We start from the raw sequence: 22,060 nt of genomic DNA on the forward strand, positions 1-22,060 counted from the left end.
ACAGCATCCCAAAAAAGTCGATAAACTTCGGACTCAATTGCTTGCGGAGCCGCCGGAGTCAAGACGACCCACCAAGGCGACCGCGTGGCAGCCAATCGCCTCGCCCCGGCCGATGTGGCCGACTTCTTCACCCGTCTTGGCTTTGACGTTCACGCAATCCGCCGGGAGTTTCAAGAGTTCGGCCACTTTGGCTTTGATGTCTTGTTTGATTGGACCGAGCTTCGGCACTTCGGCAAAGATTGTCACATCCACATTGACCGCCTGCCAGCCCATCCGGTTCAGCTTGGCAAGCGTCTCTTTGACGAAAAACGATGAATCTTGATTCTTATATGCCGGATCGGAATCCGGATAACTGTCGCCGATATCGCCAAGGCCAACGGCACCCAACAAGGCATCGGTGACGGCATGCAAAACAACATCCGCATCGCTGTGGCCGTCGAGTCCGTGGGAGAACGGCACATCCACTCCCCCAAGAATGAGCCGTCGGCCGGGGATGAGCCGATGCGTGTCGTGTCCGCTGCCGATTCGCATGGGCGGGTTCCTCATTCGATGCCGAACGTTCCTTGGCCGGCGTAATTCTCGTATCTCATGATCTGTTTATGATAGGAGAGCGTGACTTCCCCCGTCGGACCATTACGCTGTTTGGCCACAATCACTTCGATGATGTTGTCTTCCACACCACCGTCGAATTTACCCGGCCGGTGAAGCATGAAACAGGTGTCGGCATCCTGTTCGATGCTCCCCGATTCGCGGAGGTCGGCCAGTCGCGGCCGGTGATCCTGCCGGTCTTCCGAGGCCCGGTTCACCTGGGCCAGGGCAATCACCGGGATGTTCAGTTCGCGGGCAAGGAACTTCAACCGGCGGGAAATCTGGGCGACCTGCTCCTGCCGGGGATCACGCCGGTTTTCCGGTTCGATGAGCTGAAGGTAATCGATGACAATCAGCCGGATATTGTGCCGGAGTTTTAGACGGCGGGCTTGGGCGCAAATGCGAAGCATCCCCTGTGCGGGGGAGTCGTCAATGAACAGTTTGGCCCGCCGTAACACGTCCCCGGCGGCGTGAAGTTTGCTGATGTCGTCCGAGTTCAAATGCCCTTTGCGGAGCTTTTGACCGTCCACCTTGGCTTGGGAAGAAAGCAACCGCTCGGCCAACTCGATCTTGGACTGTTCGAGGCTGACGAAGAAAACTGCCTGCTGCTCCTCGACCACGATATGGCGGACGATGTTCAGCGAGAACGCCGTTTTCCCGATACTGGGCCGGGCCGCGAGGATGATGAGTTCTGAATTCTGCAACCCGGCGGTGATCTGGTCCAAGTCAATGAAACCCGTCGCCAAGCCGCTGATCGCGTTCGGATCTGTTCGCCCCATCCGAGCGTCGAGACGGGTGTAAGCTTCTTCGAGCGCTTCTTTTAACGTGGCCGTGCTGCTGGTGACGCCCTTCTCGGCGATGTCCAGCACTTTGCGTTCGGCGGCCCCGAGGAGTTCGTCGGCGGGCATCACCTGGTCATAGGCGTCCCGGAGGATTTCGGTGCTGGCGTGGATCAGGTTGCGGGTGATCGCCTTGTCGCGAACAATCCGGGCGTAATACTCGGCGTTGGCGGCCGTCGGGGCGGCGTCCCACAACTCGCCAAGGTATTGGTAACCGCCGACATCTTCTAGGTGTTTGACGAGCTTCAGCCGGTCGGCGAGGATGACGAGGTCAACCGGGTGACCTTCGTTGTAAATATCGATGATCGACTGGAATATCTTCTGGTGGGCGTCGAAGTAGAAGTTGTCCGGCTTTAGATATTGCAGAACGTCATTGATGACGCTGTTTTCCCGGAGACAGGAGCCAATGACGCTCCGTTCGGCGTCGCGGCTTTGCGGGGGGAGTTTGTCGGGACCGGGACCATCCGCAGACATGGCTGACTTCCTGTCATTGAAATTCGGAGCCATTCACGGAACAACAAACAACAGGCGAACCCGCCAAACCCGACCGCCGAACTTCCTGTCGGCGATGATTTGACGGGTCATGCCCGTGTTGACTACTTCTTCTTGCCGGAGCCGGAAGGAATGATTGTCACTTCGATGGCCGCATGGATGTCGTAGCCCAAGCTCACTTGCACATCGGGGTAGATCCCGCAATGGCGAAGCGGTTCGGGCAGAACCACCATTTCCGGTTCCACCAGCAAGTTCTTGCCGCGAAGAGCGCGGGTGATTTCTTGCGGCCCGACCGAACCGTACAAATCTCCGGCTTCGTTGGCGTTGGCTTCGATGGTGATGCTCTTGGTCCGCACGATCTGGTCGGCGACGGACTTCAAGTCGGCGATGCGGGATTCCCGCATCTGCGTGACGCGGACCTTGAACTTGTCAAGCCGCTTCATGTTGTGTTCGGACGGGATGATGGCATACCCGTTCGGGATCAGGAAGTTCCGGGCGTAACCGGCCTTCACTTCAACAATCTCCCCCTGCCTGCCGACGTGGAGCACGTCTTCCAGAAGAAGAATTTGGGAGCCGCCGTGGCTCCCCTTCTTCACTTGGTTCCGCTCCCGGACCTTCTTTTCGGGTTTCGAGAGTTCTTTCGTCTTCGCCATCACATCACCAGTTGGGTAACATCAAAACGGAATTTCTTCACCGGACGAACCGTCGTCCCCCGTGTCATTGCTAAAACCGGAACCGGACCGACTCGGGGCGGGAGCCGAACCACGGGCGGGACCGGAGGAAGTTGCCCGGCCGCCGCCACCGCCACCCGATTCGCCCATTCCATCCTCGCGGCGGTCGAGCAATTGCAACGACTCCACCACGATCTTATGCTTGCTTCGCTTGGCCCCGGAGGCTTTGTCGTCCCATTGATCCAAGTGCAGGCGGCCTTCAATACAAATCTGAGCACCCTTCCGGCAGCGCTCCTCAATCTGATTGGCCAGTGTCCCGTAATCGCCCCGGTTAAACGCTTCACAATCAATGAACATCGGTTCGTCTTCCCATTGGTTCGTCTGGGAATTTTTGCGACGGTTGGTGACCGCGAAACCGAATTTGGCGACTTTGCCGCCATTGCCGAAGGCCCGGACCTCCGGGTCTCGGGTTAGTCGGCCGATCAGGATGACTTTGTTCAGGTTGGCCATGGGAAACAATCCTCGGGGTTGGTGACTGTCTCACTCTGGACGAATCACCGGGTTTTGATTGGGCAAGTTTCTTGCTTCCCTTGATCTTGATCCCCCAAGAACCATTCCGCAATCTCAGTGGCCGAAAAACGTCGCAATTAGTCTTTGACCATTTCGGGTTCCGCGTTGCGACGCGGACGACGGTGACGATCGCCCATGTCGTCGCCTTCGCCCATCGGATTGTCCGAGGCGTCTTCGACCAGCAATTGCAGGCCGAACTTCGTTTCGTCCTTGGCGACGGCCAGCAATTCTTCGTTCCACTTCGGATCAACCACCGTCACCATGTGGCGGAGGACGATTTCGCTGAGGCGGAAGTCGAGTTCGATCTTGGTGACTTTGAGGGAGTCAACCTTGAAGAACACCAAGTAATACAGACCCTTCTTGTGCCCGTCGATCGGGTAGGCGAGCTTGCGGTCGTCCCATTTGCGGCTGACGATGATCTCGGAACCGTACTTTTCGAGCGTGGCGTGGATCTGGGCCTTGGCGGCCTCCACGTCCGTGGTCACCTTGGTGGGGTCCAACAGGATCAGACACTCGTAGCTATTCACTGGCATGATGGTTCCGCCGTACTCGTTCTCAGGGTTTCTCTGTCTTGATCTCTTCGGTCGTCGGACTTTTTTTGATCGCTTGCTCGTCGGCCGTCTTTTTCTCGGGCTTCGGTTTCGGCGGTCGTTGTTCGCCGCCGTTGGTCTCGTTCATCGAGGCGTCCGCACCGCGATTGATCCAAGTCAATATTGCCCGGGCGGCCTTCGCCATCGCTTCGTCCAACACCGATCGTTCGGAGGCTTTGAATCGCCCCAGCACATAATCGGCCGCATCCTGATGTTCGCCCGGCGACCCGATTCCGATTCGCAACCGGAGATAATCCGGCGTGCCGAGGCTTTCCTGAATGTTCCGCAGGCCGTTTTGCCCGCCATGCGAACCGGTGGCCCGGAGTCGCAATTTGCCGGAGGGCAAGGCCAAGTCGTCACAAACTACCAACAAATCGGCGGGGGTGATCTTGTAAAAATCGACCGCCTGCCGAACCGCCCGGCCGCTCAGATTCATGAACGTTTCGGGTTTGATTAACAGGACGGGCTCGTTGTTTTCCTTGGTTTCGGCCACTTGGGACTGAAACCGCGATTTCCACGAACCAACCATCGGAGCCGAGGCGAGATAATCGACCACCTCGTAACCGATGTTGTGGCGGGTTCCGGCATACTTCAAACCGGGGTTTCCGAGACCGATCACCAGTTTCATGACCTCGCCCCCGGCTCATCCCGCCGACAACCAAGAGGTTACTCCTCGTCGGTCGCCTTTTCTTTCTTCTTCGTGATGACTTCCGGCTCGTTGGCCCCTTCGGCTCCGGCGACCACTTCAAGGGCCTGGGCCGTCTTCACCTGCACCACCACGGCGTCGGCGTCTTCCAAGACAGTCACCCCGGCCGGAAGGTCGAGTTCCTTGACGTGAATCACTTGGCCGATCACCAAGGCGTCGATCTTCACGCGGATCGATTCCGGGATGGCCATGGCCGGACATTCGATGTGGATCTTGTGCAACGGCTGGTCAAGAACGCCGCCGGAGATCACGCCGGGGGCAATACCCTTGAGTTCGATGTCCACGGTCGTCCGAACGCGTTCGTCGGCCGAGACGCGGCGGAAGTCAACGTGCAACACGGTCGAACCGAGGTAGTCGTGCTGGATTTCTTGAATCAGCACGGTTTCATTTTTGCCGCCGACTTCCACAGACAGCGTGCGGGCATGCTGTCGGAGGATGGAAGTCAGGTCGTCCTTGGAGACGGAGATGTTGGCCGGAGTTTCCTTGTGGCCATACACGACCGCCGGAATGCGGCCATTTTTGCGGAGGCGGGCCGAATCACGGCCGCCAAGCCCGTTGCGAACTTCCGACTTCAGGACCAGTGCTTCAGCCATCGCCCATTTTCCCGCGGGAAACCCGCCAATTCATCATCGGACGGCATGACGAAGGCGTCAACCGTCGGATCGCGTTTAAGATCGAACAGTGATTATGGGAACCCGTCCGAAAATGAACAGGGGGAGATGTGAAAAATCACGCATCCGTGTTGGGAGATTGCGAGCCCATTGGCCGAATCACCCCGCGTTTGCTGGCTTTGGCAAACACCAACAGTTCATTGATTAGCGGGTGGTCTGGAAAACGGGCGGCCAATTGCTCAAAAGAGACTTTTAAGATGTTCCCGCTTCGGTAAATGATCTTGTACGCTTCCCGGACGATGGAAATATCCCCGGCCGAATATCCGGCCCGCCGCAATCCCAACACATTGACGCCGGCGACTTCCTCGCGGGTTTCCAACGTCATGAAGGGCAACAAATCCTGAACGATGGCGATGCAACCCGTCGTGATGGCCAGTCGGCCGATTCGGGCGTGCTGATGAACCCCCGCGTTCCCGGATACAAACGCCCGGTCCTGAACGACGACGTGGCCCCCCAGCAAAGCCCCGTTGGCGAGAATCACGTTGTTGCCGACTTGGGCATCATGGCCGAAGTGAGAGTTGACCATGAAATAGCCATCATTTCCGATCCGTGTCACGCCCCAACCGGGAAGATGCGAACCGCGATGGACGGTCACCTGTTCTTTGAAGACGTTCCGGTCGCCGATTTCCACGCTCGCCGGCTGGCCGGCATAGGAAAGATGCTGTGGTTCGGCGCCAAAAACGCATCCGGTTCCGATTCGGTTTTTCTCGCCGATTTTCAACGGGCCGATGAGGTGAACGTGCGGGGCGACGGTTGTTCCCGTTCCAATGCGAACATCACCTTCGAGCACCGTAAACGGGCCGATCTCCACGCCCTCGCCGATGGTGGCTTCCGGCGGGATAATCGCCGTCGGGTGTATCCGGGCCGTTGGATGAACGGGCATCGCTGACCTTCCTTGGTGTGGCCCGCTGTGTGGACGGACCGAATCCCAATCAAATTCCCGCAGGGTGTCATAGGCAACCATCCGGTGTTTGCCAATCCCGCAGGACCGTCCCGACGTGTATACTAATCGGCATTCGCCAAGCGGGGATGGAACGATGGCCGAGAATTTCAGCCGGGAACAGTTGTTCGCCTATTTGGACGACGATCTGGATGACGCCCTGACGGCGGCGATCGAGAAGTGTCTTCGGGAATCGGCCGAGTTCAGGCATCGGCTTGACAAACTCCGCGAAGACCGTGATCGTGGCGAGCATTCGATTGGAGCCGTGTGGCGAAGAGAGCGGCTAAGTTGTCTCACTCGCGAACAGTTGACCGGTCATTTGCACGGGATTTTGGAACCCTCGCTGTCGGCCTACGCGGACTTCCATCTCAAAACGGTGGCGTGCCCCGTGTGCATGGCCAATCGTGAGGATTTGCGGGAAAAACAAGCCGAAGCAGGCGCGGGTTCCAAACGACGGCGCCGGTATTTTGAGACCAGCGCCGGTTTGTTGAATGATCCGAAGAAATGACCGGCGGCGATCACAGCCCGCGGACGATGAAGAAAATCAACAGGCACAAGCCGAAGATGAGCACCGATTCGAGGATGATCCGGAGAACCGGGTTGCTGATCGGGTTCAACCCGCGAGTTTCCGGTCGCCGGTAACCTTGGTCTCGCGAGTCGTGACGATGATCTTGACGTGACTCTCGATTGGGCGTTCGTTCGGTCGTTGACTGTCCCATCCGGGCCGTTTCATTCACCGGCGAAGTCGGATTCGGAATCGGCGGGATCGCGGCGGAACCCAATGGCGATGACGCCGGGGGCGAGTCAAAGTACGGCGGCGGCATTTTCGAGGACGAACCACCTGGCCGGTTCAAGAGGCCGGAACTTCCGCGACCACTGCTTTGCGGAGGCGGCACGGGGGATCGCCCCGATCCGGCGGCCGGCGCGGCCATCCGGCCGGATCGCTGAAGGATCTCGGCCCGAAGAATCGCCGAATCTTGACGAAAAGACCCGGACATATTCCCGGATGTTCCGCCCATTCCCGGCAATCCCATCGCTTCCCGCGCGGCCGGACTCAGCACCGGCATTTCATCATCCGGCGGCAGGGCCATCGGACCCTGAACGAACGGCAGCAGAGCCTCGTAGACCTCGGCCGGCGTCTGGAACCGGTTTTCCAAGCTCTTTTCCATCAATCCTTCAAGGACGGCCGCGAGTTCCGCAGGGACGTCCGGCCGGATTTGCCGGATGGGTGTCGGTTTCTTGGTTTGGTGGGCGATCAGTTTTTGCGAAATAGTCCCTTCGGGGAAAGGGGGATGGCCTGCCAGCAAGAAGTAAAAGGTGGCGCCGAGACTGTAAAGATCCGCCCGCACATCGACGTCGTGGCTGTTCACTGTTTGTTCCGGGGCGACGTAATCGGCCGTGCCCAGAACGCTCTTTTCGTCGTATTTCTTCGTCAACATGTCGTCGTCGCTGTTGTAAAAGCGAGCCAGCCCCATGTCGAGGATCTTTGAAATGCCGAAGCGGTCAACGAGGATATTTCCCGGTTTGATGTCGCGATGGATAACGCCGACCCGGTAGGCATGATCCAAGCCTTGGACGGATTGCCAGATGTAATGGGCGGCCCGGTCGGCGGCCATCGGCCCCTTCTTTTTGACCATCTCCAGCAGGCTGGACCCGTCCACATATTCCATCACCAAGAAGTGCAGATTGCCGTCTTGGTCGATGTCATGGGTTCGCACGATGTTCGGATGATCCAGAGCGGCGGCCGCGCGGGCCTCCCGGTAAAACCGGCCAAGGGCGGCCGGTTCCTCGGCCTTCGCCGGAGGCAGCACTTTGATGGCCACCCGTCGGCGCATGTACATGTGTTCGCAGAGGAAAACTTGGCCCATTCCACCGAAACCAATACGCTCCAACAGCTTGTATTTGCCAATCGTGAAGCCACGCCATTTCCCAAGCATGAATTGCTCGGCTTGGAAATACGTCAGCAACCCGTCTCGGACCATCGCCCCGGCCAGTTTGCGCACGTCGTTAGTCGGCCCCCCGGAGGAGCGATACCGTTCGAGGTAAGCATCCAACCGCGGTTCATCGACCATCCCGCTTTTGCGGATCAGTTTCAACAGTTCATCGACGGAAGCGGGAGCTGGCATTGTCGTTGTCCAAAGAGAGCAGCCTCCACCGGGAGTGCGCTGATGGTCCGCACGGGTGGGAATTCGCTGTGCAAGGTTAATATAATTCAGCCTGAAAAGAAAGGGGAAGGAAAACGCCTAAACTCAGCAAGTTTGTCAATCTCCCCGTAATCCGACAAGTCACTGTCTTGCCTCGAAAATCGCCCATTCTGGCTGCTTTTTCATCTGCCCTCTTTCGGCACAATTCTTTCAATCCATTCAATCGTTAAAGTAGTTTGCACAACATACATTACTAATTTGGTGGTTATTTAAAATTCACTTTGACGATGAATTTAGATTTTTCGCCTTGTCTTTCTCATGAATAAAGGTTATTATTCCGATGACATTGCTGAAACAAGAACTCGTCTCTCCGCACAACAAGGTAATTTGGGGTATCAAATGCTTCGGTTGAAAGACTTGCGAAAGAAGAATCGTCGTGGGTTCACGCTGATCGAGCTTCTGGTGGTGATTGCGATCATCGCCATCCTGATCGGCCTGCTGCTTCCGGCTGTCCAGAAGATCCGCGAAGCCGCCAACCGGATGAAGTGTTCCAACAACCTCAAGCAACTTGGCTTGGCTCTTCACAATCACGAATCGTCCTATGGATATCTGCCCAGCAGCATCCGGCCGAATGGTAGCACCACCGCTCCTCGCGTCAGTTGGGTGATCCCGACGCTGGCCTACATCGAACAGGATAACTTGCGAAAGAACTACGATCTCACCACCACTTGGGGATCGTCCACCAATTTGCCGATCACATCCCAAGTCCTCAAGGGGTTCCAGTGCCCTTCCGGACTGAATCCATCACGATTGGACGGCGATCCGCAAACCAGTACTTGGAACATCGTCGCCATCACCGATTACGCGGCCTCGACACAAGTGGCCGCGCTGGCCACCTTGGTCAACGCCACGGGTCAGCCGCAATACGGTATTCTTCAGAAGAACGTGACGGGGAACTACTTCAGCGGGGTGACGGACGGTCTGTCGAACACGATCATGATTACCGAATCGGCCGGTCGCCCGCAGATATACCGGGTGGGCAAGCCGTTCAGCACGGCCCCGACGAACAAGGTGAACGGTGGCGGTTGGGCTCGTCCGGCTTCGGACCTCGATTACTACGGCTCCTCGGCCGACGGAACGACCATCAACGGGCCATGTGCGGTCAATTGCACCAACGGATTTGACTACCAAGGCTACCCGGAAACCGCCGTGGGTTTCGGCACGGAAGGCTCCAGCGCTCCTTACTCCTTCCACACGGGAGGCGTGAATACCCTCTTGGGTGACGGTTCCGTCCGGTTTGTCAAATCGACCGTGACCTCCGCTGTTTTCGCGGCCATGGTCACCCGAGCCAACGGCGAAACGGTTACCGATCAATAATCCCGTTTAGTTGCCGACCTTCCAAAGCTCTGGTAGATTCGCTCCGTACCCTTCCACCAGGGTCCGCTGCGAATCACCAGAGTTTTTGTATGTCCCCTTCTCATGCGTCCTCGTCAGCTCTCATCAATGCTGCCCAAGCCAAAAATCCGGCCGTCCGGTTCGTACCGCTTCGCGGATTGCGACGGGTGATTCGTCGATCACGTCCGTGGGAGGAGTTTTCGGCCCGCGTTCCGCATGAGTTTGCCTGGCCGATTTCTCGTGCGGAACTTGTCCGGATCTTGCCCCTCGCCGAACTTGGCATCCGACCCGACGACCCGGCATCGGAGTTCCTGCTTCTGCCCAATCCGGATGAATCCGGACACATTCGCAACCTCCGGGATGTCTGGAAGATTTTGTTCCATGCCCGAATCGACGCGGCAATTGACAGGCGTTTCAAAAACCCCGATCAGGTTGCCGCACTGAAAAGTAGTCGTCATGCCCTCGGGGCGACGTTCTGGCACGAAGTCCAAAGCGTGTTGGAATCGCAAGACTTGATTGCCGAGGCCGACCCCGATGAGTTCGTTTATCGAGAGTTCATTGCCTTCTTGCTGGAACTGCATTTTTTTACGCCCGAGGCTGTTCCCGATTTCTTCCCTGGTTTGGAACATCCCCAAGAGCTAATTGACCAACTGGTGTCTGAGTTCGACGCCGCGCTTCTATTCGAGGAGACACGTCCCGAGGGTGAGGCGAAACCGGTGCCGGTTTCGCCTCACGCACCAGCACATGCTCCGACTCCGAAATCAGACAAACCTTTCCCGATTCGGGAGACAAACGCAACATCCCCGCCGGGCAATGATGTCAAGGCGGCCATTTTGCTGGCTCGGGAGAACCCGCATGCCGCCAATGGCCCGATTGAATCGCTCGCCAATCGAATCGGGAATTTGCTGCAATTGGATGCGGCCGAACAGCATGAATGGACTGATTGTCTTCGGAAAATCTTGGAGGGGATGACGGAAGAGGGATGGTCCACCGAACGGCGACTGTTGTACGACCTTCAGCGGGCTTGTCTGGCGGTTGAGCAACAAATTTTCACCGCCGACCTCATTGAATGGATGGTTACCTTCGGCCAGCAACCCGTGAAGCGGTTGCTCACCAAGCATCGGTGGTTGCTGGTTGGCCGTCACCTGCGGGCGGCGGCTCGCAGGGCTGCCTCGCTTGCCCCCCGGCAACCCTTTCAACAGTTGGAAGAACTCCTGCATCATGCGTTTGGTCATGCGGAACAGGCCGGCCGGACCGAGTTGCGTCCCATCATCACGGATGTCCTCAACGAAGTCGGACTGCGAGCGGAGAATTTGCCGGAGACGGTTTCCCATAGAAAGATCGTCGAAGAACTGCTCGACACTGCCTGGGAGCGGGGCTATCTGAGAATCGGCGATTTCCGGGATGCCCTGGCCCGCAGCCGGATCAAACTCCCAGACCTGTCGGGACCGAGTGAGTTCTTCGTCGGTGATCCGCTGATCCGGGCCAACCGTCTGCTGGCGGTGCGTCTGGACGGCGTCTATCATCGCGGCGAAGTCTACATGAGGGTTCTCCAGCGGATCTGCTCATTGTTCTTTGGCACTCCTGTCGGCCGGTTCTTTTCTCTTTTCATTGCCCTTCCGTTCGGCGGGGCGTTTGTGTTTCTGGAAGCCGTTCATCACATGCTCGGGGCCGCCAAAGGTTTGCTCAATTGGCTTGGCGGCTGGAACAAGATTGTGGATGGTTTTCAAATGGTCGCCGGGACGGCGGCGGGCCATGTCATCGAACATCCCCACATGGGCAAGGGTTTTGATTGGACCGCATTTTGGATTATTGGTTGTGTTCTGTTTCTCTTGATCCACTGGCGGGCGTTTCGGCGGGTTGTGGGTCAATACTCGCTATTTTTCTTTTTCAAATTGCCGTCGGACGTGGCGAAGTCGCCGTTGGTCCGCATGACGTTTGACAATGCGGCGACTCGTTTCTATCGCCGCTATTTTCTGTTGCCAACCGTCACGGGTTTGTTCGGGGCGCTCATGAGTTGGCTGATCGGGTACGAGGATTGGGAAAATCTTATTGCGGGTCTTGGCGTCGCGCTCACGACGATGATCCTTGTGCGGACCACTTTCGGGCGGGGCATTGAGGATCGTTTCAATGAGGCCGTTGCCCGTGCCTGGCGGGTATTGTCTGTCAATTTTGTGATGGGTGTCCTCACTTTTGTGCTGCGAATTTTCAACGCCATTCTGGAGGCCATCGACCGGGCCATTTATGCCGTGGATGAGTCGTTGCGATTCCGGCAGGGGCAGAGTTCTGCGATGTTCGCGGCCAAATTGCTGCTCGGTTTCGGCTGGTTCTTGTTCACTTATGTGTTCCGGTTTGCCTGGAACTTGTTGGTGGAACCGCAGATCAACCCGATCAAACATTTTCCCGTGGTAACTGTATCGCATAAGATGCTGCTCCCGCTGATTCCCTCGCTGTCGAAGCAGTTTGCGATGAACGAAAAGACGATGGGGGTGATCGTCAGCGGGATTCCGGGCATGTTCGGCTTCCTCGTGTGGGAACTCAAGGAGAACTGGAAGCTCTACAAGGCCAACGCTGCGAAGACGATTCGCCCGGCCATTGTCGGTTCGCATGGGGAAAAAATGCGGGCCTTGCTCCGGCCGGGATTTCATTCCGGGGTTGTCCCGAAAACATGGGCGAAACTGAGAACGGCCGCGGCAACGGGCAATCATCACCGGGTTGTTAAGCATCATCACCACTTACACCACATAGCGGAATCGCTTCATCATCTCTTGGAGCGGGGTTTCGTCGCCTATCTCGTCGCCAGTCACCGATGGGCCGGGCTGGCGGTCCATGCGGAGTTTCCCCGGATGGCGACGAACCGCGTCCGGTTTCCCATTCAGATCGGCGATGAGGGAACGGAGGTTCTCATCAGCATCGAGGAACGCGGAGGCTGGCTGATTGCGAGCGTGGAGCATCCCGAGAGCCTGACGTTGTCCCCCGGCCAGCAAGCGGTTTGGGATGATGCCCTGGCCGGGTTGTACAAATTGATCGGCGTTGATGCGATTCGGGAACAAGTCGCGGCTGTTCTTGGAGAGACTGCGGGAGAGTTTGACGCGATCCCGGAAGGGTTGCTGGTTCCGAAGCCTGATGGTTCCGTGGAGTGTTATGACTACAACGAAGGCCCGGAAATCTTGCGGCACGACCGCCGTTTGGCGGAGCTTCCGTTGGTATTCAGCGGACACGATCTGCCGTGGGATGATTGGGTGGCGTGTTGGAAAGCCGATGAACAAACGCCGGAGGATTTGAAACCGGTCATGCCGGGCTGGCGGTTGACGGCGTGGCCGAATCAAGGGAAGACTTCGACGACTTGAACCGCCACCAGAACCGGACGAGGAGGGCGCCGATCAACACGCCGGTTGAATCCAACAACGTGTCTCGCACCGAAGAGGTTCGGCCGACGAATTGCTGAAAATACTCGGTCAGTTCGCCGTGAACGATCAGCAACACCACGATCCAAGACCAGCGTGTCCGCATCAGCCAGATCGTGCCGCCGAGGACGGCCAGCCAGGCATAAGCCGCGACGTGCAGCAGTTTGCCGAAATAGAAGATGTTGTCCTCGTCGCCCAAAATCTCCTTGGCGCTCTCCTTGGGAACCGGCGACAGCAGGGCGATGGTCCACGCCGTGAAAAACGCGACGAACACAAGGAGATGCGCCCACCGTAACCACGGGGGCGAAGAAAGTGGCCGGGTGGTCATTCGGCCCCGATGGAACGGAGTTTGTGTTTCAGGTGTCTGGCTCGTGCCGCGTTTCGTTCCTCGCCATCGAGGGGCACGCCCATCAACTTCTGAAGGTGGGCGGGTTGGGTCTGGATGAACAATTCGTTCAGGGAAGTCAGGGATAAGTCGCCGAGCATTTTCAGATGGACGCCCAAACGCACGGCCGAGAGCAGTTCCATCGTCTCTTCGGAGGTCATCATGATCGAGGATTGCAAGGTGCCGAGTGCCCTGGCCACTTTGTCTTGAAAACTCTGGCGGGCTTCGCGCATCAGTGTCGAACGGGCAAGCCGTTCGTATCGGATCACTTCGCTGATGACGGCCCGGATATCATTCAGGGCGGCGGCTTCGCTTTTGCCGAGCGTGATCTGGTTCGAGATTTGGTAAAAGTCCCCCAAGGCCCGGCTGCCTTCGCCGTAGAGGCCCCGCACGACGAGGTTGATCTTTTGCAGTGCCTTGAAGGCTTTTTCAATCTGCTTGGTCAGCCCGAGGGCGGGAAGGTGCAGCATCACGCTGGCCCTCATGCCGGTGCCGACGTTGGTGGGGCAGGCGGTGAGGTATCCGAACTCGTCGCTGAAGGCGTATTCAACCTTTGATTCCACCAAGTCGTCAATCTGGTCGATGGTGTTCCACGCCGCGTCAAGGTCGAAGCCGCTTCGCATGGATTGCATGCGAAGCTGGTCCTCCTCGTTAATCATGATGCTGACGGATTCCCGTTCATCAAAGGCAACGCCGCGAGGTCCTTCCAAAACGGTGGCCAGTTCCCGGCTCACCAGTTGTCGCTCGACAAGGAATTGACGGTCCACCGTGGAGATTTCAGTCATCCCGACGTAGCGAAGCGGGTGGTTCAGGTCCAGCGATTCGATGGCCTCGCGCAACCGGGATTCGACTTCGGCCTTCTGATGGGGGGACGCCCGATTGGTGAACGGCAGCCCCGCGAGATTGCGGGCCAGCCGGATGCGCGTGGAAACAACGACATCGCTTTCCGGCCCGGTGCCGCGCAGCCATTCGCCGAGATGATCGAGCAGGCGATCAAGGTTCATGGTTGTTCGCCTCCAGCACGCGAATGTCGTCCCTAAGTTTGGCCGCCGCTTCGTATCGTTCGGCGAGGATGGCCGAGCGAAGTTGCGCTTCCAGTTCAGCCCGGCGGGCCATTCTCAACCGGCGTTGATGCCGCCGGGGAACCTTCCCCGCATGACGGGTGGCGTCATTGTGGACCCGTTCCAACAGCGGCTCAAGCAACTCCCGAAACACCACATAATCGTTTGGGCATCCAAGCCGACCCTGATTTCGGAAGTGTGCATAGTGTATGCCGCAATCGGGGCAATTCACGTCGGCTGGTTCGGTTTTTGCCGGGGTGGTCGCCGCTCCCAGCACCAGTTCGAGAAGAGCCTGGACGTTCAGTTCCTTCGGCGAATCCGGGATGATGTTCTTTTCGCGGGCGCAAGCCTCGCAGATGTGCATTTCCCGCTTCTTTTTGTGGATGATGTCCGTGAGGTGAATGGTGGCTGTGGAGCCGCAATACTTGCATGGGAAACTCATCGCCGACCCCTTCCATCCTGGGTGATTGCAGCTCCGTCCGATTCAATCGCCTTCCAGTTCCCGCAACCGGTCCCGAAGCCGGGCGGCGTCCTCGTAGGCTTCCGCGTGGATCGCCGTTTGCAAATCCTCCCGCAACCGGGCCATTTCCTGCTGGCGAAGTTTCTGGGTCGGCCGGCTGCGGGGCGTCTTGCCCGTGTGTCGCAAGCCCCCGTGAATGTTCTCCAACAGGGGAATCAACTCTGTCAGAAACACATCATAATCGTGGGGGCAACCAAGGCGACCAGAATTCCGAAAGTCGATGAATTTCGTTCCGCATTGATCGCAGTGTTTTTCCGTCAGCGGATCGACAATCTCGGGTATTTTTTTCTTCTTCGGGGCGACCGCGTAGAGATATTTTTGGGCGCAATCATCACAAAGGTGGAACTCCTCGAAATCATTGTCTCCGTGGATTTCGGTGATTTGCATCGTTGATGTTTTGGCGCACTGCTGGCACTTCATGACGCACTTCCACGCTGATTCGTCGGAGAATTCATCATATCATAACACTGTCGGCCGGAACAAGTCACCGGGTTTTGGCCAAAACGTCAGCCGCCCGGAATCCGCTTCGCACCGCCCCCTCCATCGTCGCGGGCCAGCCAGTCGCCGTCCAGTCACCTGCGAGAAAGAGGTTTTCCAATTTCGTCACAGGGCCGGGCCGGTGAGTATCAATTCCCGGAATCGGGACGAAGGTCGCCGCGTGTTCCGTGATGACTTTCGCTCTCAGTAATCTCGCCTTCTGGGCCGCCGGAAAGAGGCTCCGCATCTCCTCAACAATCGTTGACTCGACCTTCTCATGTCCCATCGCCCGCATCTCGCCCGAGGCACTGATGACCACCTGAACATACCATTCGCCAGGGGAAACCTCCCCCCGGTTGAAGACCCATTGCCCGGAACAATCGACAAGCACGACATGCGGCAAATCCATGATCGAACGGTCGAACCAAAGATGAACACTGGTGATCGGCGACGGTTGAAAGGCACCCGCAGACGGGAGAATTTCGATAGAAAGCCAGTCGGCCAGTCGATTCCACGGCACCGCCGAGACATAGTCATCAGCCACGCGCAACGAGCCATCCCGCAGAGTCACTCCCGTCAGACGATTTCCTTCAACAGTCGATCCGGTCACACGGGCGTTGAATTCCACCGATACGCCATTCTTGGCGAACCACGCCGACAATTCTTCGCCGTAAAGTCGGCCGAGCGGTACCGTCGGCACTTGGACCTCGAAGCCCCGGCGATCACGCAGGAACGCATCAACGAAGACTTTTCTCGCGTACTTCAACCCGACACGATCCACCGACTCGTTCAGGGCGCTCACCAGCACAATGCCCCAAAATCGTTTGATGGTACGTTCGTTTTGCCGGTGTTTTTGAAGCCACGGCAGCAGCGGCCGGTCATCCTCCGGGTTGATCAATCGCAGGCAAGCCAGTCCCCAGGCGATGCGGAGTTTGTCCCCCCATGTTAGGTAATGCACGCGGGCAAAAGCCCGAGAAAGGTGAAACGGAGCGGGCAGGGAATCGGCCGCGAAACGGGTCACCCGGCGGTCGGGGGTCATGAACCAGAGGATGGGTTCCGGCTTCAGAAAATGCTCAATCCCAACCAGTTTGGCGAAGCGGGCAAACTCCGTGCAACACCCCATGCTGACATGCTGGCAGGCATCGACGAGTTGCCCGGATTGGGGATGAGTGAAGGAACCGGCCCGGCCGCCGAGGCGTTGCCGCGATTCCAGAATGGTCACTCGATGGCCGGTCGTTGCCAGACGGGCGGCGGCGGCCAGTCCGGCCAGCCCGCCGCCGATGACCAGCACACTTTTCATGGGGCCTTGAGGTTTTCCAAGGCTTCCAAGTTGAGTTCCAATCCGTGGCCCGGTTCAACCGAGGGAGTGAATTTGCCACCCAGCGGTCGGGGCGGGTTGTTCAAAATCGGCGAAAGCGTGGTCGTCCATTCGACCATCGGCACGTTCGACAGCCCCCCCGCGAGATGCAAAGCCACTTCCGGGAAGCGAGTCGGCACGACATTCACCGGGAACGCCTCGGCGAGACGACAGACTTTCAACAGGGGTGTCAGGCCACCCAGCCGCAAGAGATCGGGCCGCAACACACGGGCGATTCCGCTCTCCAACACTTCCCGAAATTCGGAGACTTCTGCGAACGACCCGCCGACGGCCAAGGGGACTTCCATCCGTTCCGCAAGGCGAAGATAGCCATGCCGGTCGTCCGGCGGCAGCGGGGTTTCGATCCAGTCGATGCCGACATCTTCTTCGTAAAAATGGGCCATCGCCAGGGCGGTTTGCAGGTCATATCGGCCATCGCACCGCACGCCGAGCCAGGCGTCTTCGCCAAGGGTGTCGCGGATTTGCTGCACGCGGTCGGCATCCTGTTGCACATCCCCGGAGCCGACATCTGCGATGACGCCGACGGCGCCGTCGGCCATCAATGGCTTGACGATCTTGCATGTGGTGGCCGCGTCCGTGCCAATGTCGGCCATTCCAGAGACTGTGAACGACCCCGCCGGGCGGTTGCCACCCAACAAAACACACAACGGCATCCCGGCGGCTTTGGCCTTTAAATCCCACAAGGCGAGGTCGATGGCCGCATAGGCTCGGGCAATTAGGCCTGCCCAACCGACCAGCCGGACGCTTGCCGAGACTTTCTGGAAAATCCCCTCCGGCATCCGGGGGTCTTGATCCACGACCAATGCGGAGAGGTCGTTGTCAATCAAATTTTTGACGGCCGCCCCGGCGGTCGTGGTGAGGGTGACACCGATGCCGGTGAGGTCGCCATCGGTGTGAACAATCACGGCGACGGCGTCCGTGCGAAGGGTTTTGCCGACGCGGTTCAGCGAGACCTTGCCCGCCGCGACGGGGAGACGAATGTGAAACGTTTCCAACCGGGTGATTTTCATGATGCGTGGAGAGATTCCAAATAGGAGTAAATCATTCGCCCAAATAGGCGGCTTGAATTCGGGGATCGTTCAACAATTCCTGGGCCGGGGCGGTGGCGGTGATGCTGCCGGTTTCCATCACATAGCCGCGATTGGCGATCTTCAACGCCAGCCGGGCGTTTTGTTCGACCAACAACACGGACATGCCTTCTCTGTTCAATTCCCGGATCACCTCGAAGATTTTCAAGACGATCATCGGCGCCAAGCCGAGGGATGGCTCGTCCAAAAGCAGCAACTTCGGCCGGATCATCAAGGCTCGGGCGATGGCCAGCATTTGCTGCTCCCCGCCGGAGAGCGTGCCGCCGAGTTGCTTCTGCCGATCCTTGAGGATCGGAAAGTAATGATACGCCTTTTCGATGTCTTCCCGCACGCGGACTTGGTCCCGCACGGTAAAAGCGCCCATCTGGAGGTTTTCCAATACCGTCAGCCGGGGGAAGATTTTCCGCCCCTCGGGAGACTGGGCCATCCCCAGTTTCACGATTTCGTGGGCGGGAATGCCGGTGAGACTTCTTCCATCAAAAGTGATGTCCCCGCCGCGAATTTTCACGCATCCGGAGACGGTCATCAACGTGGTGGTCTTCCCGGCCCCGTTGGCCCCGATCACCGTGACAATTTCCCCGGCGTTGACATGGAGGGAGATGCCCTTGAGAACTTCAATCGGGCCATAGCCGGAACGCAGTTCGCTTACATTCAGCAAGGGAGTTTCAGAAGTCTTCTGGCTCTCTTCAATCGGGCCGTCGTCTGCGCGGAGGTCTTGATCTTTGTGCAAGGGATCGCTCACGAAACTTCCTCCTTGCCCAAATACGCTTCGATCACCTTCGGATTATTCCGAACTTCTTCGGGGGGTCCCTCCGCGATCTTCACACCGTAATCCAGCACCGCGATCCGGTCAGAAATGCCCATGACCAGACTCATGTGGTGTTCGATCAACAAGATCGTGATCTGGCGGTCGCGGATGCGGCGAATCAGCCCCATCAGGTCGGCCGTCTCGCGGGGATTCATCCCGGCGGCCGGTTCGTCGAGCAGGAGCAACTTCGGTTGGCAAGCCATCGCACGGGCGATTTCGAGCAAGCGTTGTTCGCCGTAAGGCAGGTTCTTCGCCAGTGTCTGGGCTTTGGCGGACAAGCCGACGAAATCGAGCAGTTTCATCGCCTCGTCCGCAAGCCGGTGTTCTTCTTTGCGAAGCCACGGCATGCGGAAAGCCATCCAAAGCACATTGCCGGAGAAGCGGCGGTCCATCCCCACCAGCACGTTTTCCATCACGATCATGTTTTGGAACAGCCGGATGTTCTGAAACGTCCGGGCCATGCCGCCGAGGGCGATGTAATCGGTCGTCCGGCGGGATCGTCGCCACGTGGCGTAATTTCCAAAAAGGCCGATCAACAGGCCGGCCAGTCCGGCGATCTTGGCCGTTTGCCGACGACTGTCCTGCTGGCGGTACACTTGATCGAGCGTGGTGAACAAATCCCGGGCGTCTTGTTCTTCCGGGAAGGTGTCCAATAACAAGGAACCGTCGGCGTTGCGAATCTCCCAATCCCCGTCCGGTTCCGGAGGAGCAACGACTTGCAGGTTGCCCGTCTTGATCGCGTCGCGTTTCTTCTCGGCGTCCTCGGCGTTTTTGCCTTTCAAGAGTGAAACATCGCTGTCCGTCCCTTTCACCGACCACAACTGCGGCCTGCCCTCGCGGATCAGGCGGTCCTGCTCGATGATGAATTCACCCTCGTAGTATCGGAAGGTTGACCACAAAGCCTCCCGGTACGAGAACCCGTCTCCTTTTGACGCATACTCTCGCTTGATGGCTGTCTTCCACATCCGATCAACATTGAGACTGAACACAAAAGCGATGGCCCCGACAAACAGACCAACAAGCAATGAACCAAGAATGACTTTCCAGCCAAACGGCCTTTTCTGGTTGTGGTCTTCAAACAGAATCTTTCCGGCCGTCGGGTTATAAATGCCTGTCACGGCATTGAACATGGTGGTCTTGCCGGCTCCGTTCGGCCCGATGATGGAAAAGATCTGGCCGGGGGCGACGGTCAGGCTCACCTCTTTGACGGCTGTCAGGCCGCCAAAACGCATGGTCAGTCCTTCGATTTTGAGAAGCGACATCTCATGCCCCCTTTCCGGTGGTCGTTCCGCGGCGCTTCGGAAGCAGACCGGACGAGCGGAATCGCATCATTAGAACCAACGCGAGGCCAAAGATCATGAGGTTCCACATGGAGAACTTCAAATAGCCTTTGTCGTTCGGGTTCATGTCATTTCGCTGAAGCCACGCATCGGCCGCCGGGGCGAAGAGAAAGTCGTACCCCGCCACAAGAAATACGCCGAGCAGCACGCCCGTGCGATTCCCAAGGCCGCCGAGAATCAGGCAGGAGAGGATGGTGCAGGAGAGTTGGAAGTCGAACCGGGTGGGTTCCGTCGTGTTGGTCATCTTCGTCGCGTAAAGACTGCCCGCCATGCCGGCGAGACCGGCCGCGAGAGTGAACGCCAGCAACTTCAACCGGGCGGCGTTGAGGCCCATGCAAGTGGCCGCCAGTTCGTCTTCCCTCAAGGCGACCCACGCCCGGCCGAGCCGGGAGTGTTCCAAGTTCCGAAGGAAGACGAACACCAACAGCAGGTAACCAAGGGTCAGGTAGTAAAAGAGCCTGTAGTCCTCGGTCCAACTCATCGTCAGGCCAAGCGATTCCAAGGGGCACCGAAGGATTTCCGGGATTTTCGGCGGCGGGATTGGATTGAGCGTTTGCATCCCGCCGGTGATTTCCTGCAAGTTTCGCAAGGCCGTGACGGTGATGAGACCGAATCCAAGCGTGACGAGGGCCAGATAATCCCCCCGCAACCGCAGGGTGGGGACGCAAAGAATCCCCCCGAGAAGGGCGGCGGCCATCGTTGAAACGACCAGCACCGGCAGAAAGCCAAACTGGAACGGGTATTGTCCGACCGTGAGGATGCCCGTGGTGAACGCACCGATGCCGAAGAACGCCGCGATGCCCAAATGAAGCAATCCGGTATACCCGACAACGACATTCAGGGCCAGGGCCAGGATGCCATAGATGAAAATGGTCGGGAACGAGTCGCCGATCTTTTTTCCGAGCATCGATTCGATCTTGTCATTCAGTCCGGGGATCAACGGATAGGTAATCACCAAGGCCAGCACGAGCAAGCCGGCCAGTTTGCGGAGAACCCCGCTGCTCATACTTTCTCCCGCGTGCGTGCCCCAAGCAGGCCCGTGGGCCGGAAAACCAGAATCGTGATGAGGATCACGAACACCATCGCCGTCGCCCAGCGGGCGTCGATGTAGGCGCTGGCGAGTGAATAAACCATGCCGATGACGATCGCCCCCAGCACGGCGCCGGGGATGTTGCCAATGCCCCCGAGGACGGCGGCCGTGAAGGCATAAAGACCGTTTTGGAAACCCATCTGGTAGCCGATGGTCTTGATCTTCAATCCGTAAATCACGCTGGCGATCCCCGCGAGGGCTCCGCCAATCAAGAAGGTGGCGGCGATCACCCGATTGACATTGATGCCCATGAGTTGGGCGGCCACCGGGTTTTGGGCCGTTGCCCGCATCGCCTTGCCAAGCGAGGTGCTTTTGACAAAAATCGTCAGGCCGATCATCACCGGGGCGGTGACGAGGATCACGAGCAGATCGGTGGTCGTGAATTGAAGGCCGCTGTCCTCCGCGAGCAGATTACGTTCTTCGATCAGACCGGGAAAATTCACATCTTGGGAACCGCCCCAGAACAACCCGATGTTCATGAACACAAAACTAACGCCAATGGCCGAGACGAGCGGGGCAAGTTTGGGGGCCGTCCGCAGGGCTTTGTAAACGGTCAGGTCCACAAGCATGTTCAGAAAGGCGCAGAACACGGGGGTGGCGAGCAGCATCAGGGCGATGGTCGCCATCGGCGACCCGGTTAGTGCCATAACGGCCCCACCCAGTGTCAGAGCGAAGAAACACCCCAGCATGAACAGATCGCCGTGGGCGAAGTTGATTAACTCCACAATGCCGTACACCATCGTGTAACCGAGGGCGATCAGGGCATAGAGGAACCCGGTCGTGAGACCGGTGATGCAGATGTTAATGAAGAATTGGGTGTCCGCGCTGGCGAACACCAGTCCGGTGAGTCCGGTCATCGAATCAACAACTCCCTTGGAGAGGGGACGTCGATACTGGTAG

Annotated in this window: 21 protein-coding genes and 2 pseudogenes; 3 read left to right on the top strand and 20 right to left on the bottom strand. The window is 58.1% G+C overall.

Features of this window, described 5'->3' with window-relative positions:
• Positions 1-33: 33 nt before the first annotated feature.
• The 8 genes from ispF to lpxA all read right to left on the bottom strand — a co-directional run bounded on the left by ispF (position 34) and on the right by lpxA (position 6,010).
• Positions 34-531 (bottom strand): 2-C-methyl-D-erythritol 2,4-cyclodiphosphate synthase, encoded by a 498-nt coding sequence (gene ispF / locus BGIM_RS0133645; RefSeq protein WP_020474057.1) that lies wholly within the window; start codon positions 529-531, stop codon positions 34-36.
• Positions 532-542: 11 nt separating this feature from the next.
• Entirely contained in the window at positions 543-1,901 is a 1,359-nt protein-coding gene (dnaB, locus tag BGIM_RS0133650; RefSeq protein ID WP_020474058.1) for a replicative DNA helicase, read from the bottom strand.
• Between the two features lie 122 nt (positions 1,902-2,023).
• The gene (gene rplI, locus BGIM_RS0133655; protein WP_020474060.1) at positions 2,024-2,572 is read right to left on the bottom strand and encodes a 50S ribosomal protein L9; all 549 of its coding nucleotides are present in this window, start codon (positions 2,570-2,572) and stop codon (positions 2,024-2,026) included.
• Positions 2,573-2,593: 21 nt separating this feature from the next.
• Positions 2,594-3,100, bottom strand: coding sequence for a single-stranded DNA-binding protein (locus BGIM_RS0133660; protein WP_020474061.1), 507 nt, complete (start codon positions 3,098-3,100; stop codon positions 2,594-2,596).
• A 137-nt stretch (positions 3,101-3,237) separates the two neighbouring features.
• Entirely contained in the window at positions 3,238-3,693 is a 456-nt protein-coding gene (rpsF, locus tag BGIM_RS0133665) for a 30S ribosomal protein S6 (protein ID WP_020474062.1), read from the bottom strand.
• Between the two features lie 22 nt (positions 3,694-3,715).
• Entirely contained in the window at positions 3,716-4,378 is a 663-nt protein-coding gene (pth, locus tag BGIM_RS0133670) for an aminoacyl-tRNA hydrolase (RefSeq protein ID WP_020474063.1), read from the bottom strand.
• Between the two features lie 38 nt (positions 4,379-4,416).
• Positions 4,417-5,049, bottom strand: a complete 633-nt coding sequence (locus BGIM_RS0133675) for a 50S ribosomal protein L25 (protein ID WP_020474064.1) — start codon at positions 5,047-5,049, stop codon at positions 4,417-4,419.
• A 136-nt stretch (positions 5,050-5,185) separates the two neighbouring features.
• The gene (lpxA, locus tag BGIM_RS0133680) at positions 5,186-6,010 is read right to left on the bottom strand and encodes an acyl-ACP--UDP-N-acetylglucosamine O-acyltransferase (RefSeq protein WP_020474065.1); all 825 of its coding nucleotides are present in this window, start codon (positions 6,008-6,010) and stop codon (positions 5,186-5,188) included.
• A gap of 154 nt (positions 6,011-6,164) precedes the next feature.
• Here lpxA and BGIM_RS0133685 point away from each other — a divergent pair, with 154 nt between their 5' ends.
• Positions 6,165-6,575 carry a hypothetical protein gene (locus BGIM_RS0133685; protein ID WP_020474066.1) on the top strand — a complete coding sequence of 137 codons (411 nt, stop codon included), beginning with the start codon at positions 6,165-6,167 and terminating at the stop codon, positions 6,573-6,575.
• A 10-nt stretch (positions 6,576-6,585) separates the two neighbouring features.
• On the opposite strand, the gene BGIM_RS53780 is transcribed toward BGIM_RS0133685, so the two are convergent.
• Positions 6,586-8,193: a serine/threonine protein kinase gene (locus BGIM_RS53780; RefSeq protein WP_052640107.1), complete on the bottom strand. Its 1,608-nt coding sequence runs from the start codon at positions 8,191-8,193 to the stop codon at positions 6,586-6,588.
• Between the two features lie 417 nt (positions 8,194-8,610).
• On the opposite strand from BGIM_RS53780, the gene BGIM_RS0133695 reads away from it, so the two are divergent.
• Both BGIM_RS0133695 and BGIM_RS0133700 read left to right on the top strand, forming a co-directional pair.
• Positions 8,611-9,588 (top strand): DUF1559 domain-containing protein, encoded by a 978-nt coding sequence (locus BGIM_RS0133695; RefSeq protein WP_020474067.1) that lies wholly within the window; start codon positions 8,611-8,613, stop codon positions 9,586-9,588.
• Between the two features lie 89 nt (positions 9,589-9,677).
• Positions 9,678-12,956 carry a hypothetical protein gene (locus BGIM_RS0133700; protein WP_020474068.1) on the top strand — a complete coding sequence of 1,093 codons (3,279 nt, stop codon included), beginning with the start codon at positions 9,678-9,680 and terminating at the stop codon, positions 12,954-12,956.
• On the opposite strand, the gene BGIM_RS0133705 is transcribed toward BGIM_RS0133700, so the two are convergent.
• The 11 genes and pseudogenes from BGIM_RS0133705 to BGIM_RS0133750 form a co-directional block, all read right to left on the bottom strand.
• The gene (locus BGIM_RS0133705; RefSeq protein WP_020474069.1) at positions 12,898-13,341 is read right to left on the bottom strand and encodes a VanZ family protein; all 444 of its coding nucleotides are present in this window, start codon (positions 13,339-13,341) and stop codon (positions 12,898-12,900) included. The two genes, BGIM_RS0133700 and BGIM_RS0133705, sit on opposite strands and share 59 nt — an antisense overlap.
• Positions 13,338-14,402 (bottom strand): protein arginine kinase, encoded by a 1,065-nt coding sequence (locus BGIM_RS0133710; RefSeq protein WP_020474070.1) that lies wholly within the window; start codon positions 14,400-14,402, stop codon positions 13,338-13,340. Before BGIM_RS0133710 ends, BGIM_RS0133705 begins: the two co-directional genes overlap by 4 nt.
• On the bottom strand, positions 14,392-14,901 hold the full coding sequence (locus tag BGIM_RS0133715; protein WP_020474071.1) for a UvrB/UvrC motif-containing protein: 510 nt from the start codon (positions 14,899-14,901) through the stop codon (positions 14,392-14,394). Before BGIM_RS0133715 ends, BGIM_RS0133710 begins: the two co-directional genes overlap by 11 nt.
• Before the next feature lie 42 nt (positions 14,902-14,943).
• Positions 14,944-15,399: a UvrB/UvrC motif-containing protein gene (locus BGIM_RS0133720; protein WP_020474072.1), complete on the bottom strand. Its 456-nt coding sequence runs from the start codon at positions 15,397-15,399 to the stop codon at positions 14,944-14,946.
• A gap of 64 nt (positions 15,400-15,463) precedes the next feature.
• A complete protein-coding gene (gene hpnE / locus BGIM_RS0133725; RefSeq protein ID WP_020474073.1) occupies positions 15,464-16,756 on the bottom strand; it encodes a hydroxysqualene dehydroxylase HpnE in 1,293 nt (430 codons plus the stop codon).
• Positions 16,753-17,844, bottom strand: a complete 1,092-nt coding sequence (locus BGIM_RS0133730; protein WP_020474074.1) for a mandelate racemase/muconate lactonizing enzyme family protein — start codon at positions 17,842-17,844, stop codon at positions 16,753-16,755. Before BGIM_RS0133730 ends, hpnE begins: the two co-directional genes overlap by 4 nt.
• 31 nt (positions 17,845-17,875) lie before the next feature.
• A complete protein-coding gene (locus tag BGIM_RS0133735; protein ID WP_202947359.1) occupies positions 17,876-18,613 on the bottom strand; it encodes an ABC transporter ATP-binding protein in 738 nt (245 codons plus the stop codon).
• A gap of 47 nt (positions 18,614-18,660) precedes the next feature.
• Positions 18,661-19,212: pseudogene (locus BGIM_RS68440) on the bottom strand (ABC transporter ATP-binding protein); the annotation flags it as partial.
• Between the two features lie 588 nt (positions 19,213-19,800).
• Positions 19,801-19,992: pseudogene (locus BGIM_RS68445) on the bottom strand (ATP-binding cassette domain-containing protein); the annotation flags it as partial.
• A 1-nt stretch (position 19,993) separates the two neighbouring features.
• On the bottom strand, positions 19,994-21,076 hold the full coding sequence (locus tag BGIM_RS0133745) for a branched-chain amino acid ABC transporter permease (protein ID WP_020474077.1): 1,083 nt from the start codon (positions 21,074-21,076) through the stop codon (positions 19,994-19,996).
• Positions 21,073-22,017: a branched-chain amino acid ABC transporter permease gene (locus BGIM_RS0133750; RefSeq protein ID WP_020474078.1), complete on the bottom strand. Its 945-nt coding sequence runs from the start codon at positions 22,015-22,017 to the stop codon at positions 21,073-21,075. The genes BGIM_RS0133745 and BGIM_RS0133750 overlap by 4 nt, the downstream gene beginning before the upstream one ends.
• Between the last annotated feature and the right edge of the window lie 43 nt (positions 22,018-22,060).

It is taken from the genome of Zavarzinella formosa DSM 19928 (assembly GCF_000255705.1).
Lineage (GTDB): Bacteria > Planctomycetota > Planctomycetia > Gemmatales > Gemmataceae > Zavarzinella > Zavarzinella formosa.